General features: G+C 74.5%; 14 protein-coding genes and 1 pseudogene. 4 read left to right on the top strand and 11 right to left on the bottom strand.

The genetic code is table 11. The features are described from left to right. Positions 1-31: 31 nt before the first annotated feature. The 4 genes and pseudogenes from A2U95_RS16470 to A2U95_RS16455 form a co-directional block, all read right to left on the bottom strand. Positions 32-508: pseudogene (locus A2U95_RS16470) on the bottom strand (TerD family protein); the annotation flags it as partial. 56 nt (positions 509-564) lie between these two features. Continuing rightward, positions 565-1,143: a TerD family protein gene (locus tag A2U95_RS16465; RefSeq protein WP_166023267.1), complete on the bottom strand. Its 579-nt coding sequence runs from the start codon at positions 1,141-1,143 to the stop codon at positions 565-567. A gap of 166 nt (positions 1,144-1,309) precedes the next feature. Beyond that, on the bottom strand, positions 1,310-3,463 hold the full coding sequence (uvrB, locus tag A2U95_RS16460; protein ID WP_166023265.1) for an excinuclease ABC subunit UvrB: 2,154 nt from the start codon (positions 3,461-3,463) through the stop codon (positions 1,310-1,312). A gap of 72 nt (positions 3,464-3,535) precedes the next feature. Continuing rightward, on the bottom strand, positions 3,536-4,423 hold the full coding sequence (locus tag A2U95_RS16455; protein WP_166023263.1) for an MHYT domain-containing protein: 888 nt from the start codon (positions 4,421-4,423) through the stop codon (positions 3,536-3,538). 301 nt (positions 4,424-4,724) lie between these two features. Between A2U95_RS16455 and A2U95_RS16450 the strand changes: the two genes are divergently transcribed. Together A2U95_RS16450 and A2U95_RS16445 are read left to right on the top strand one after the other, a co-directional pair. Continuing rightward, on the top strand, positions 4,725-5,612 hold the full coding sequence (locus A2U95_RS16450; protein WP_166023261.1) for a glycerophosphodiester phosphodiesterase: 888 nt from the start codon (positions 4,725-4,727) through the stop codon (positions 5,610-5,612). A 60-nt stretch (positions 5,613-5,672) separates the two neighbouring features. Next, on the top strand, positions 5,673-6,245 hold the full coding sequence (locus A2U95_RS16445; RefSeq protein WP_166023259.1) for a methylated-DNA--[protein]-cysteine S-methyltransferase: 573 nt from the start codon (positions 5,673-5,675) through the stop codon (positions 6,243-6,245). Between the two features lie 8 nt (positions 6,246-6,253). On the opposite strand, the gene A2U95_RS16440 is transcribed toward A2U95_RS16445, so the two are convergent. The 5 genes from A2U95_RS16440 to A2U95_RS16420 all read right to left on the bottom strand — a co-directional run bounded on the left by A2U95_RS16440 (position 6,254) and on the right by A2U95_RS16420 (position 9,714). Then, on the bottom strand, positions 6,254-7,183 hold the full coding sequence (locus tag A2U95_RS16440) for a class I SAM-dependent methyltransferase (RefSeq protein WP_166023257.1): 930 nt from the start codon (positions 7,181-7,183) through the stop codon (positions 6,254-6,256). Between the two features lie 30 nt (positions 7,184-7,213). Continuing rightward, positions 7,214-7,846: a nucleoside/nucleotide kinase family protein gene (locus tag A2U95_RS16435; RefSeq protein ID WP_166023255.1), complete on the bottom strand. Its 633-nt coding sequence runs from the start codon at positions 7,844-7,846 to the stop codon at positions 7,214-7,216. Positions 7,847-7,892: 46 nt separating this feature from the next. Then, positions 7,893-8,441, bottom strand: a complete 549-nt coding sequence (locus A2U95_RS16430; RefSeq protein WP_240957345.1) for an SAM-dependent methyltransferase — start codon at positions 8,439-8,441, stop codon at positions 7,893-7,895. Positions 8,442-8,616: 175 nt separating this feature from the next. Further along, positions 8,617-8,853: a DUF397 domain-containing protein gene (locus A2U95_RS16425; RefSeq protein ID WP_166023251.1), complete on the bottom strand. Its 237-nt coding sequence runs from the start codon at positions 8,851-8,853 to the stop codon at positions 8,617-8,619. Then, complete coding sequence (locus A2U95_RS16420; protein ID WP_166023249.1) at positions 8,854-9,714, bottom strand: helix-turn-helix domain-containing protein; 861 nt, start codon at positions 9,712-9,714, stop codon at positions 8,854-8,856. Positions 9,715-9,997: 283 nt separating this feature from the next. Between A2U95_RS16420 and A2U95_RS16415 the strand changes: the two genes are divergently transcribed. Both A2U95_RS16415 and A2U95_RS16410 read left to right on the top strand, forming a co-directional pair. Beyond that, positions 9,998-10,519, top strand: a complete 522-nt coding sequence (locus tag A2U95_RS16415; RefSeq protein WP_166023247.1) for an ATP-binding protein — start codon at positions 9,998-10,000, stop codon at positions 10,517-10,519. Further along, positions 10,510-10,956: a hypothetical protein gene (locus A2U95_RS16410; RefSeq protein ID WP_166023245.1), complete on the top strand. Its 447-nt coding sequence runs from the start codon at positions 10,510-10,512 to the stop codon at positions 10,954-10,956. The genes A2U95_RS16415 and A2U95_RS16410 overlap by 10 nt, the downstream gene beginning before the upstream one ends. Before the next feature lie 95 nt (positions 10,957-11,051). Here the strand turns inward: A2U95_RS16410 and A2U95_RS16405 are convergent, their stop codons facing one another. Both A2U95_RS16405 and A2U95_RS32060 read right to left on the bottom strand, forming a co-directional pair. Next, positions 11,052-11,738, bottom strand: a complete 687-nt coding sequence (locus tag A2U95_RS16405; RefSeq protein WP_166023244.1) for a DUF899 domain-containing protein — start codon at positions 11,736-11,738, stop codon at positions 11,052-11,054. A 230-nt stretch (positions 11,739-11,968) separates the two neighbouring features. Continuing rightward, positions 11,969-12,889, bottom strand: a 921-nt coding sequence (locus tag A2U95_RS32060) for an FUSC family protein (RefSeq protein ID WP_206282987.1), incomplete at its 5' end; no start/stop codon positions are given.

The raw sequence follows: 12,889 nt of genomic DNA, 5'->3' as shown, positions 1-12,889 counted from the left end.
CGGCGAGCGTCAGGCCGTGGTCGGCCAGCAGGGCCTCCAGCCCCGCGGCGTACCCCTGGCCGACCGCGCGGACCTTCCACGCCCCCTGCCTCCGGTACAGCTCCAGCGCGACCACCGCGGACTCGCTGTCCAGCCCGGTGATCGTGTAGCTGACCAGCGGCGGCCCCGAGGCGCCGTGGGCGACCACAGCGGTGAACGGCGCGGGGCCGCCTCCGAAGCGCTGCCCGGCAGGCAGGGCCAGCACGACGCCCACCCGGTGCACCGTCTCCGGCAGCGCCGCCAGGTCGACCGTCACCCGGTACTCACCGCCGTCGGCCGGTCCCGGCAGCCCCACTCCGGGAGGCCCGGCCGCCCCTCCCGGCAGGAGCACCCCCTCGGCGCCCGCCAGGCGCCCCTCCCCGTCCGCGAGGAACGCCCCCACCGTCACCGGGCGCCCGGCGGACACCCGGACCTCCGGCCGGGCCTCCGTGAGCGGATGGTTCTGGCCCCGCACCAGCTCGGCCGTCATCGCGGTCATTCCCTTTCGTAGGCCCGCCCCGGATGCCCGCCGCCGGGTCCGCCGCGTCAGAGCTGCCGGGAGATGTCCGGCAGGAGGTCCTGGAAGGTGCGGCCGTTGGACGGCGCGCCGATGGCCGTCATCGTCCAGCCGGGCCCGTTGCGGTGCACCTTGGCCATGATCTGCGCGGTGTACGCACCGCCGCCGGCCAGCGTGTAGCGGGCCAGCTCGCGGCCGTTGGTCTCGTCGACCAGGCGGCAGAAGGCGTTGGCGACCTCCTCGAAGGTCTGCCCGGTGAAGGAGTTCACCGTGAACACGATCTTGTCCACGTGCACCGGCACCCGCTGGAGGTCGACCAGGATCGCCTCGTCGTCGCCGCCGGTGCCCGCGCCGCCGACCAGGTTGTCGCCGGTGTGCCGCACCGAGCCGTCGTCACTGACGAGGTGGCGGAAGAAGACCACGTCCACCAGCTGCCCGCCCGCGAACAGCAGCGCGGAGGCGTCCAGGTCGATCTCCCGGACGCGGCGGCCGAACAGACCGCGGCGCGGGGCGGACTGCCAGCCCAGCCCCATGCGGACCGCGGTGAGACTACCGCCGTCGTCCTTCTGCAGACTGATCGCCTGGCCCTTGGTCATGTTGACGGTCACGCGCGGTCCCCTCTCGGACGTAAGTCCCCGTGAATCCCCTCGCCCGCGGCCCCCCGCGGACCCTTCGACCCTATGGGGGCGCGCCGCCGGTCCGCCCGCCCCTTGCGGGATTTGTGTCGGTCCTGCAACACAGGCGCGGCGCCCCGGCCGCGGCGGGCGGCCCCGCTCAGGCCACCCCCGCCTCCTTCATCTGCCGCAGCTCCTTCTTCATCTCCGCGACCTCGTCCCTCAGCCGGGCGGCGACCTCGAACTGGAGGTCGGCCGCGGCGGCGCGCATCCGCTGCGTCATCTCCTCGATCTGCCGCGCCAGCTCGGCCGCCGGCCGGTCGGTGACGGCGCCGTCCGCCGCGGCCCTGGCGCCCTTGCCCTTCCCGCCCGCCGCCTTCGAGGCCGCCTTGGAGGACGCGGCCGGCACCGGGGCCGTGCCGGCCGCCTTGCCGCCGCCCTGCCGGTAGCCGGTGCCGAGCAGCTGCTCGGTGTCGATCTCCTCGCGGGCGATCTGCGAGACGATGTCGTTGATCTTCTTGCGCAGCGGCTGCGGGTCGACGCCGTTCGCCTTGTTGTAGGCGATCTGCTTCTCCCGGCGCCGGTTGGTCTCGTCGATGGCCTTGGCCATCGCCGGGGTGATCTTGTCGGCGTACATGTGCACCTGGCCGGAGACGTTGCGCGCCGCGCGGCCGATCGTCTGGATCAGCGAGGTGCCGGAGCGCAGGAAGCCCTCCTTGTCGGCGTCCAGGATGGCCACCAGGGACACCTCGGGCAGGTCGAGGCCCTCCCGCAGCAGGTTGATGCCGACCAGCACGTCGTACTCGCCCGCCCGCAGCTCGCGCAGCAGCTCGATCCGGCGCAGGGTGTCCACGTCGCTGTGCAGGTAGCGGACCTGGATGCCGAGCTCCAGGAAGTAGTCGGTGAGGTCCTCGGCCATCTTCTTGGTCAGGGTGGTGACCAGGACCCGCTCGTCCCGCTCGACGCGCTCGCGGATCTCGTGCACCAGGTCGTCGATCTGTCCCTCGGTGGGCTTGACCACGACCTCCGGGTCGACCAGACCGGTCGGGCGGATGATCTGCTCGACCTGTCCGCCCTTGGAGCGGGACAGCTCGTAGGCGCCGGGCGTCGCCGACAGGTAGACCGTCTGCCCGACGCGCTGCTGGAACTCCTCCCACTTCAGCGGCCGGTTGTCCAGCGCCGACGGCAGCCGGAAGCCGTGGTCGACCAGGGTCCGCTTGCGGGAGGCGTCGCCCTCGAACATGGCGCCGATCTGCGGGACGGTGACGTGCGACTCGTCGATGACCAGGAGGAAGTCCTCCGGGAAGTAGTCCAGCAGGGTGTTCGGCGGGGTGCCCGGGGACCGGCCGTCGAAGTGCATCGAGTAGTTCTCCACGCCGGAGCAGGTGCCGATCTGACGGAGCATCTCGATGTCGTAGGTGGTGCGCATCCGCAGCCGCTGGGCCTCCAGCAGCTTGCCCTGCTTCTCCAGCTCCGCCAGGCGCTGCTCCAGCTCGGCCTCGATGTCGCGCACCGAGCGCTCCAGGCGCTCGGGACCGGCCACGTAGTGCGAGGCGGGGAAGACGTAGAGCTGCCGCTCGTCGCTGATGATCTCGCCGGTGAGCGGGTGCAGCGTGGTCAGCGCCTCGATCTCGTCGCCGAACATCTCGATCCGGACGGCGAGCTCCTCGTACACCGGGAAGATCTCGATGGTGTCGCCGCGCACCCGGAAGGTGCCGCGGGTGAACGCCACGTCGTTGCGGGTGTACTGGATGTCGACGAAGCGGCGCAGCAGCTCGTCCCGGTCGATCTCCTCGCCGACCTTCAGGGGCACCATCCGGTCCACGTACTCCTGGGGCGTGCCCAGGCCGTAGATGCAGGAGACGGAGGCGACCACGACCACGTCGCGGCGGGTGAGCAGGGAGTTGGTGGCCGAGTGGCGCAGCCGCTCGACCTCCTCGTTGATCGAGGAGTCCTTCTCGATGTAGGTGTCCGACTGCGGGACGTACGCCTCGGGCTGGTAGTAGTCGTAGTACGAGACGAAGTACTCGACGGCGTTGTTCGGCAGCAGCTCGCGGAACTCGTTGGCCAGCTGGGCGGCCAGGGTCTTGTTGGGCGCCATCACCAGCGTCGGCCGCTGGAGCTGCTCGATCATCCAGGCGGTGGTGGCCGACTTGCCGGTGCCGGTCGCGCCGAGCAGCACGACGTCCTCCTCGCCGGCCTTGATGCGCCGGGACAGCTCGGCGATCGCGGCGGGCTGGTCACCGCTCGGCTGGTAGGGACTGACGACCTCGAAGGGCGCCACCGTGCGTTCGATCTGGGAAACGGGCCGCATGCCTCCACGTTACGACCAGCCGCCGACAACGCCCCCGGGCCGCAGTCGCCGGGGGCGCGCGGCCCGGTCCGGTCAGCCGTACCAGGCGGCGCTGCGGTCCTCGTCCCGGCTGCCCGCGAGGGAGGACCGGCGGCCGCCGCGGAGGGCGGGCCGCTGTCCGGGACGGGCGGCCGGCGCGGATCCGGGCAGCGGGCCGTACAGGTCCTCCGGCGCCCTCCTGGGCGCCGGGCGGCTCATCACCATGTGCGGGTCGAACATCACCACGACCCCGGCCAGCAGCAGGAAGACGAGCGGTCCGGCCAGCATCGGGCCGAGCAGCGCGCCGGCGGCGTCGCCCGGGGGGACGCCGGCGGGGTCGTCGTGCAGGTGGACGGTGGCTGCGGCCATGCCGGTGTAGTGCATGCCGGTGACCGCGAGGCCCATCACCAGGCTGGCGCCGACGCTCCACAGCGGGCCGCGCACCTGGCTGGCTGCCCACAGGGCACTGGTGGCGGCGATCACCCCGATGAGGACGGACAGGGCGACGGTCGGCGTGTCGTACAGCAGTTCGCCGTGGAGTCTCATTCCGGCCATGCCCAGGTAGTGCATGGAGGCGATGCCGAGTCCGGTGAGGGTGCCCCCGGTGAACAGGGCCGCGCCGGTGGCGTTCCAGTAGCCCACCAGGAAGGTTCCGATGCCGACCATGACGATCGCCACCGCCAGGCTGGCGAAGGTGGTCGGCAGGTCGTACCTGACCGGCGTCCCCTCGACCGAGAAACCGGTCATGGCGATGAAGTGCATCGTCCAGATGCCGGAGCCTATGGCGGCGGACCCGAGGGCCAGCCAGGCGGCCCGCCGCCGGCCCACCAGGAGTGCCCGGGTGGTGCAGCGCAGCCCGAGCGCGCCACCGAGGCAGGCCATCACGTAGGCGGCCACCGGGGTGATCAGCCCGTGACTGAAACCGTCGACCGTGCCCTGCATGCGCGGCTTCCCTTCCGCCCCGTGTCGTCCGTGTCGGTGCGTCGCGTCCGTCGTGCCCGTGGTGCCCGGTACCCGCCCCAACGGCCCGGTACCGGCGGGTACCGGTGGGGAGAGTATGACTCTCACCTGATGGGACCAACGATTCTGCGCCAAAGAATCACATCGTCGCCCCACTTGTGGGGGCACCGGCGGGCGGACTTGGGCACCCGGCGCCGCTCCACACCCGTTCCGGCATCCCTGCCGCGCGCACTCCGTGCTGTCACCCTGGAACCGTCCGTGACAGTCGACGCGAGGAGAAGGCATGCACGCGCGCGCAGTCGCCGCGAGCGCCTCGGCGCTCCTGGGCCTCGTCGCCCTCCTGCTTCCGACCTCCGGCGCCCGCGCCGACCACGAGGCCGTCCGCCCGGCGGTGATCGCCCACCGGGGCGCCTCCGCGCTGGCGCCCGAGAACACGCTGGCCGCCGTCGACCGGGCGCACCGGCTGGGCTTCACCTGGGTGGAGAACGACGTGCAGCGCACCAGGGACGGCGTGCTGGTGGTCCTTCACGACGCCGGGCTGGCCCGCACCACCGACGTGGAGCGGGTGTTCCCCGGCCGCTCGCCGTGGCGGGTGCGCGACTTCACCGCGGCGGAGATCGCGCGCCTGGACGCGGGCGGCTGGTTCGGCCGGCGGTTCGCCGGCGCGCGCGTGCCGACCCTGCGGCAGTACCTGGCCCGGGTGGAGCGCAACCGCCAGAGCCTGCTGCTGGAGATCAAGAACCCCAGGCTCTACCCCGGCATCGGGGGCCAGGTGCTGGACGAGCTGGGCCGGGCGGGCTGGCTGGACCGCCGGCACCGGTCGCGGCTGGTGATCCAGAGCTTCGACGCGCCCACCATCCGCACGGTGCACCGGCTGCGGCCGGCCGTGCGCACCGCGGTGCTGGGCGCGCCCACGGTCGCCGAGCTGCGGGAGTACGCGCGGTTCGCGGACCAGATCAACCCCCGGTACACGAAGCTCACGGTCGGCTACGTGGCCGCGGCGCAGCGGCTGCGGGGACCGCACGGCAGACCGGTCGAGGTGTGCGCGTGGACCGTGGACCGCCCGGTCGACGCGCTGATCGCGGCGGGCCACGGCGTCGACTGCCTGATCACCAACCGGCCGGACGTGGTGCGCAGGGCGCTGTCGGTCTTCTGGACCTCGCTGCCGTAGGTCCCGTGGACCTCCGCCTCCGCGGGGCCCGCTGTCGGTGGCGCGCCGTACGGTGGGCGCATGAACAGCTCCGTGCGGGACGGGACCGGCGACGGGCGGGTCGTCTGGGACGTCGTCGACGGCCCGATCGGGCCGCTGCTCCTCCTCACGACGCCGCGGGGGCTCGCGGGCGTGGTGTTCCACGCCCGGCCCGAGGTGTGCGGGCGGTTCCTCGGCCGGGCCGCCGCCCGCCTGGGCGTACGGCCCGAACGGGACCCGGCCGGGCCGCTGCCCGCGGAGGCGGCACGCCAGCTCACCGCGTACCTGTCCGGCGGTCTGCGGGAGTTCTCCCTGCCGCTGGACTGGTCGCTGCTGCCCGGCGAGGCGGGCTTCAACGGGCGGGTGCTGCGGGAGCTGGCGGCGTCGGTCCCCTACGGGACGGTGGTCGGTTACGGGGAGCTGGCCCGCCGGGTCGGACGGCCCGGCGGGGCGCAGGCGGTGGGGATGGCGATGGGCGCCAATCCGCTGCCGGTGGTGGTGCCGTGCCACCGGGTCGTCGAGAGCGACGGCGGGGTCGGCGGGTTCTCCGGCGGCCTGGAGATCAAGCGCCGCCTCCTCGCGCTGGAGGGCGTCCTCCCCGAGCCTCTGTTCTGATCCCGCCGTCACCGGCCGCCGCCTCGTGCCGCGGCGCCGGCCTCCACCGCGACGGGCCTCCCGCCGTGCGGGGCAGGGGCGGGCGCGGCCCGCGCGGGGTGGACGCGCGGGGGTGGGGCGCGGACGGAGACCAGGGGGGTGGCCGCCAGGTCCATGGCGCCGGTGGCGACGTTCGCGAGGTGGCGGTCGATCTCCTCCTCCGTGGCGGCCCCCGCCGCGACCAGCGCCTCCCGCGCCTGCCGGACCGTCGCCGCCTCCAGTGCTCCGCACGCCTCCGCGGCCAGCGGGAAGTACACGTCCGCCTCGACCCGCGCGAGCCCCGCCTCCCGCAGCAGCCGCGGCAGGCTGCGGCCGTAGGCCAGGTCCACGCCGTGTTCGGCGAGCAGGTCCCGCAGCCCGAGCCGCAGCCGGTTGGCGAGCCGCTGCTCGGGTCCGGACTCCTCCGGGCAGACCAGCGGCTGCAGCGCCAGGTCGGCGTCCTCCACCAGCAGGCGTCCGCCCGGCCTCAGCGCCCGGATCATCGACCGCAGGGCGCGGTCCCGGTCCGGCGTGTGGACCAGGGCCAGCCGCGCGTGGACGAGGTCGAAGCCCTCGCCCGGCGGTTCGTCGCGGCCCAGCCGGTGCGTCCGGGTCTCCACCTGCCGGTCGGTCGCCTCCGCCCAGGAGACGTCGGAGTCGGTGAGGAGGACCTTGCCGGTCGGCCCGGCCTTCTTGGCCAGCCAGGACGCCACGCTCGCGCCGCCGGCGCCGATCTCCCAGCAGCGCCAGCCGGGGCCGACGCCCAGTTCGTCCAGGTGCCGGCGGGTCACGGGGTCGAAGAGGGCTGCCACCGCCTCGTGGCGGGCGTGGGCGTCCTCGCGTCGTCGGCTGTCGTGGGCCCCGGGAGGGGTGGCCGGGCCGGGCCGGTCGTCGATGGGGTGGCCGTCGAGTGTCGTCATGCCGGAATCATCCCAGTATGCCCGGTTCGGTCAGCCGTTCCACGCCGGGTGACGCGGGTCGTCGGCGCGCACCAGGACGTCCGCGACGGCGGCGGGGCCGGTCTCGCGGTCGTAGCGCTCGTAGGCGGGGAGGGTCCAGTGCTCCTCCTCGGGCGTGCGCCGGCGCAGCGCGCCCGGGGACAGCGCGAGGTGGATGGTGAGGTCGAAGGGGAAGCCCTCCTTCAGCAGGAAGGGGCCGTGCAGCAGGAGCGGCGAACCGGGCGGCAGGGTGACCGCGGGGCTGCGGGTGGCCCGGTCGGTGACCGGGTTCCACAGGTCGGGCAGGACGCGTCCGTCGCCGCCGGGGTACAGCGGGCCGAAGACCTCGCGCCAGAGGGCTCCGGTGTCGAACCAGCCGTCGTGGTAGCTGTCCACGTCCTGGTGGCCGTACTCGTAGCGCAGGGAGGCGGGCCGCAGGAAGCCCGAGGTGGCGATCACCCGCGCGGCGCGGCCGCGGGGGCGCAGCGCCTCGGCGACGAGGGCGGCCAGGTCGCCGGGCCGGGCGGCCGGGGCGCCGTCCAGGGCGACCCGGGGCCAGGACGAGCCGTCGGCCGGCCGGAGGTCGAGGAGGCGGTCCGCGAGGCGGTCGGCGAGCCGTTCCCAGGTGATCGCTTCGAGTCGCACTCCCCCACCGTAGACGGAGGGCCGGCCGCCCCCGCCACGGGCGCGGTCAGGCCGTGCGGGCGACGGCGACGCGGCCGGGGCCGACGACGCCCTGCCGCCCCGGTACCGGCTCGCCGAGTGCGGGGTCCGGGCCTCGGCGGCGGTCTCGCGCGTCCGCCTGCACGTGGTCGACGGCGCCCCCCGGGGGGCGCCGCGGAGCAGTGCCTCGACGTGGGCGGGCACGAAGGGGCCGTCGTCGCGGTGGACGGCGCGGGAGTCCGGGGACGGCGCGGGAGTCCGGGGGTGGCGCGGGAGTCCGGGGGTGGCGCGGGAGTCCGGGGCGACGCGGGGGTCCGGGAGCGACGCCCTGGACGGTCCGGTGCGGGTCGGACCCGGCGGGGATGCCGGCGCCGGCGTCCGGGAACCGGCGGACGCCCTGCTCCGCCGGCCGGCGGGCGGAGCGGTGCGTGGACGCGCGGTCGGTCCTGGCCGTCAGCGGGACGCCGGGCTCCACGGCCGGCATCCGCCGCCCCGCGGCATCGTCCACCGGGTGGTCGTTCCTGCCGCCGGGGAACCAGTCGTAGATCCGCGCCGGATGCGGCCGGGGGGTGTCCACCCGCACGGCTCCGCCGTCGGCTTCCCGTCCGGACGTCGTCCGGCCCGTCGGAGGCCGGGCAACGCCGGTCGACAGGGCAAACAGTCAATCGCAAGGATAAGCAAGTCGTGCGCGCAGCGGGGCCGGTGAAGGACGACCGCCGCCCGGCAGCGGCGTGGTGACGGCCCGCCGGGGCTCAGGAGAGGAGGAAGTCGGCCTCACCCGCCTTGGCGCCCTCGATGAAGGCGGTCATCTCGTCACTGGTGTAGATCAGCGCGGGTCCGTCCGGATCGGTGGACTGGCGGACCGCCACCCGTCCGTCGGCGAGCTTCATGGCCTCCAGGCAGTTGCCTCCGTTGGGTCCGCTCCACGGCTTGCGCCACCCCTCGCTGCCCAGCAGCCCGGCCGGCATCCCGTTGTAGATGCGTGTCATTCAGTACTCCTCGCGGAGATCCCGGAGGATCTCCTTGGTGCGTTGCGCGGTGGCAGCGGCCGCCGCCATGCGGTCCATGACCTCCAGGTGGGCCGCCACCTCGGCGCGCGCGTCCAGGTAGACGGCCCCGGTCAGGTACTCGCTGTAGACCATGTCCGGAAGCTCCGGCACGGCGAACCGGAACAGTACGAACGGGCCGTACGTGCCGGCGTGCGGGCCGGCCGAGAACTCGGCGACCTGCAACGTCACATGGGGGAGGTCGGCGGCCTCCAGCAGGCGGTCGATCTGCGCGCGCATCACCTCCGGCCCGCCGACCGGACGGCGCAGCGCCGTCTCGTCCATCACCACCCAGAACCGGGGGGCGTCCGGTGCGGCGAGCAGGTCCTGGCGGCGCATCCGCAGCGCGACCAGGCGCTCGGTCTGCTCCGGGTCCTCGCGCCCGGTGGCGCCCGCGCGCAGCACGCCCCGCGCGTAGTCCTCGGTCTGCAGCAGGCCGGGCACGAAGTGCGGTTCGTAGCCGCGGATCAGTGAGGCGGCGCCCTCCAGGCTGACGTAGAGGGAGAACCAGCCGGGCAGGATGTCGTGGTACCGCTGCCACCAGCCCGGCTTGTTGGCGTCCTCCGCCAGCCGGACGAATGCCTCCGCCTCCTCGTCGTCGACCCCGTACGCCTTGAGCAGCATCTGCACGTAGGGGATCTTCAGCGCGACCTCGGCGGTCTCCATGCGCCGCACCGTGGCCGGGGCGACGTGCAGGACGCGGGCCGCCTCCTCGCGTTTCATCCCGGCGCGTTCGCGCAGATCGAGCAGTCGGCGGCCGAGCACCACCTGACCGACGGTCGGCCCGGACCTCGGCTCACTCATGCCGCTCCTCCCGGCGGCGTCCCCGAACCGGCTGCCACGTGAACACCCCCGTCTGTTCCCACTCGTCTGTCCGGTACGTCCTGGAGAACCCGCTGCTGAGAACGCTGGGCACGTTCCCCCGCGGGACCGGAGAGCAGTGTGCCATGACCGGCTCAAAGCGTCGCCTGGCACTCTGCATTTTTCAGAGTGGCTCTTGCCAAGTGTTCTTGACGCCGCGATAGTGGCATGCGTGATTCCGCCCGCGCCCTTAAGCGCCGCCTCCACCGGAGGAAAGCCGTTCGCGGTGACCGGTCCCACCGCCGAACGGAGGCTCTGGTTCCGGCTCCCGGCCCATCCCTCCACCCCCGCCCGGGCCCGGCGGCTGGCCCGCGCCGGGCTGGCCGACTGGCGCGTCCCGGGTGACGCCTGCGACACGACGCTGCTGGTGATCTCGGAACTGGTCACCAACGCGGTGGTGCACACCTGGGGTCACGGCGTGGTCTGCGAGGTGCGCCCGGTCGCCGGAGCGCTCCGCGTCACCGTGTGCGACGAGGGCTGCTCGGTCGAGGAGATACAGGTGCGGCCCGCGGACACGGAGCGGGAGAACGGACGGGGACTGCTGCTGGTCGACTCCCTGTGCCGGGCCTGGGGCGCCCGGCGGCACGACGCGGGGATGCTGGTGTGGGCCGAGATCGCCCATCTCGACCTCGGCTGGGGGGCGCCGCACGAGCCGGAGGAGGACGCCGACGGCGAGGGCGAGAAGGACAGCCGTGCCGCCGTCCTCCCCGGGGCGGACGGCGCGGGAACGGGGGCCGAATGGGTGTGAGCGCGGGATTCGCCGGAGGCCGGAGCATGACCATGGACACACTGGTACGCATGACTCGCCGAACGGGCGATCCGGCACCGCCCCGGCGTCTGGCCGTGCCGGAGCGCATGAGCCTGCCGCTGGGCTGCGACGCGGTCGCGATGCCGGCCGAGCTGGGGGCACTGGTCCTGCCCCACCTGCCCCGGGTGGGATGTGTGTACGCCGACGCCACGCACTGGTGGTGGATCGTGCCGTCGGACTCCGACCACGCCATGTCGTGGCCGGAGCCCGCCCGGTACGTGCGGGAAGCCGTCCTGCCGGAGGTCCCCCGCACCACGCCCGAGCCGCTCCACGTCCCGGACGACGTGGTGCCGTACACACCGCCCATCCCGCTGTACCTGGCGCTGTGCCAGGTGGCGGGCGCGATGCCGGCCTGGTCGACCGCGGTCACGGCCTGAGGCCCGGCCGGACGGCCGGGAGGCCGGCGACCCGTGCGACCGGGCGGCCCGGAGGCGGGTGACCGGGAGGCCGGCCGCCCGCGCCTGCCCGGGCCTCACCCGTCGTACTCGTCATGGAGCCGCAGGGCGGGCCGCGCCGCCGCGCCCCGCGCGTCGGCGCGGCCCCGGGGTTCCTCCCAGTCCTCCTGCCGTCCCAGGGCGGTCAGGTCGAGCAGGCTGGTGAGCGACCCCACGCCGTCCATGCCGTCCTCGAACGTCGAGTAGGTGTGGAAGACGCGGTCCCGCTCCCGCAGGAAGCAGCTCAGCCCGGGCCGGTCGACCGTGCGGCCGTCGCGCACCACCGTGGCCTCGAAGTCCGTGTCGAAGGAGCGGCCGGCGGACGAGTACCAGGGCACCGACCAGCCCATCCGCGCCTTGAACGGCAGGATCCGGGTCAGCGGCGCCCGGGACACCACGGCGAAGGTGGTGTTCCGCGCCCACAGGTGGGCCTGTGGCCCTATCTGGTCGAGGAAGGCCGCGCTCCGCGGACAGCCCGCCTCCCACTCGGGCGGGAACACGAAGTGGTGCACGATCAGCTGGTGCCGTCCCTCGAACAGGTCGAGCAGCGTCGCCCGGCCGTCGCCGCCGTCGAAGACGTGGCCGTCGCCGACCTCCACCATCGGCAGGCGCCGCCGCCGCGCGTTCAGGGCCTGCCGCGCACGTCCCAGCTCGTCCTCCTCGGCCTGCAGCGCCTCCCGCGCGGCACGCCACTCCTCCCGCGAGACGATCTGCGGAAGCGTCAAAGCCCCTCCCGGTGATGTGTGCTGACGGTGTCCGCAGGTGCTGACCGGAGGGGCCCGGAGAACTCATCGCCGGCGCGCGGTTTTTTTCGGCGGTTTCCTGCGGGGGCGTTCCTGCGGACGGTTCCCCGGGGCGGTTGCTCGGCGCGGCTCGTCCGGACGGTCCCTCCCGGGCGGCTCCTCCCGGGCCGGGGCGGGGTTTCCCCGGGCTGACGCCGGAGGCCGGCGCGGCGTCAGCCCGTCCGGAGGAGGGCGGGCCGGGGCGCCGGGCGGTGCGTGGCGGCCAGTTCCTCCAGGAGCGCGGTCAGCCTGCGGGTGTGGCGGGTGGTGAGCCGTCCGGTGTCGTCGAGCTGGACCGCGCACGCGGTGACCGTGTCGACCAGTTCCTCCAGCAGGACGGCGGCGCGGCCGGCGCCCGCCGTCGAGCGGGTGTGGGAGGGCAGCGGAAGCTCCGCCGCGGCCAGGGAGGCCGCGGCACGGGCCTGCGCCAGCGTCCGGTAGGCCTCCCTGCGCAGGGTCCGGCCGACCGCCCGGTGGTCGGGGGTGCGGGGCGTGCCGGGGGTGTCGAGGACATGGGCGAGGTAGGCCTCCGCGGCGCGCGTGGCGTCGGCGAGCTGGGACCGGACCCGCCCGCCGGCCCCGCCCGGCAGCGGCAGGTGTCCCACCAGCAGCACGATGCCGCAGGCCAGCAGTGTCTCCGCGATCCGCGCCGCGGCGGCCGGGGGCTCCCCTCCGACGACCATCAGGGAGAGCACCAGCACGGTCACCACGGCGGTCTGCGCCGCGAAGTGGCGCGTGGCGAACGGGACGAGGGCGGCCGAGACCACCACCAGCGTCACCTCACCGCCCGGTGCGGGCAGCAGGGCGGCCGCACCGGCGAACAGGGCGGCGCCCAGGACGGTGCCGGCCGCCCGGCACAGCACCCGGGAGACCAGCGGGCCCAGGTCCGGCTTGACCAGGAACACCGCGGTGGCGGGCAGCCAGTACCAGTGGACGTGGTGCAGGACCTGGGCGACGGCCGCGCCCGCGCCGAAGCAGAGGGCGACCCGCAGCCCGTACTCCCGGCCTCCCGCTCCCAGCGCGGTGCGCGCCACGGCGGCGGGGCCCCGGCGGCGGGTGTGCGTCCGGCGGCCGCCGGCGCCCCGGTCGAAGGT

Source organism: Streptomyces chilikensis (assembly GCF_001642695.1).
Classification (GTDB): domain Bacteria; phylum Actinomycetota; class Actinomycetes; order Streptomycetales; family Streptomycetaceae; genus Streptomyces; species Streptomyces chilikensis.
This window is presented reverse-complemented; position numbering and strand designations above follow the sequence as displayed.

Excerpts from the sequence above, each read along its gene's own strand:
- A2U95_RS16440 (WP_166023257.1), bottom strand. The coding sequence starts at position 7,183 with ATGACGACACTCGACGGCCACCCCATCGACGACCGGCCCGGCCCGGCC.
- A2U95_RS16420 (WP_166023249.1), bottom strand. The coding sequence starts at position 9,714 with ATGAGTGAGCCGAGGTCCGGGCCGACCGTCGGTCAGGTGGTGCTCGGC.
- A2U95_RS16455 (WP_166023263.1), bottom strand. The coding sequence starts at position 4,423 with ATGCAGGGCACGGTCGACGGTTTCAGTCACGGGCTGATCACCCCGGTG.
- A2U95_RS16450 (WP_166023261.1), top strand. The coding sequence starts at position 4,725 with ATGCACGCGCGCGCAGTCGCCGCGAGCGCCTCGGCGCTCCTGGGCCTC.
- uvrB (WP_166023265.1), bottom strand. The coding sequence starts at position 3,463 with ATGCGGCCCGTTTCCCAGATCGAACGCACGGTGGCGCCCTTCGAGGTC.
- A2U95_RS16425 (WP_166023251.1), bottom strand. The coding sequence starts at position 8,853 with ATGACACGCATCTACAACGGGATGCCGGCCGGGCTGCTGGGCAGCGAG.
- A2U95_RS16445 (WP_166023259.1), top strand. The coding sequence starts at position 5,673 with ATGAACAGCTCCGTGCGGGACGGGACCGGCGACGGGCGGGTCGTCTGG.
- A2U95_RS16410 (WP_166023245.1), top strand. The coding sequence starts at position 10,510 with ATGGGTGTGAGCGCGGGATTCGCCGGAGGCCGGAGCATGACCATGGAC.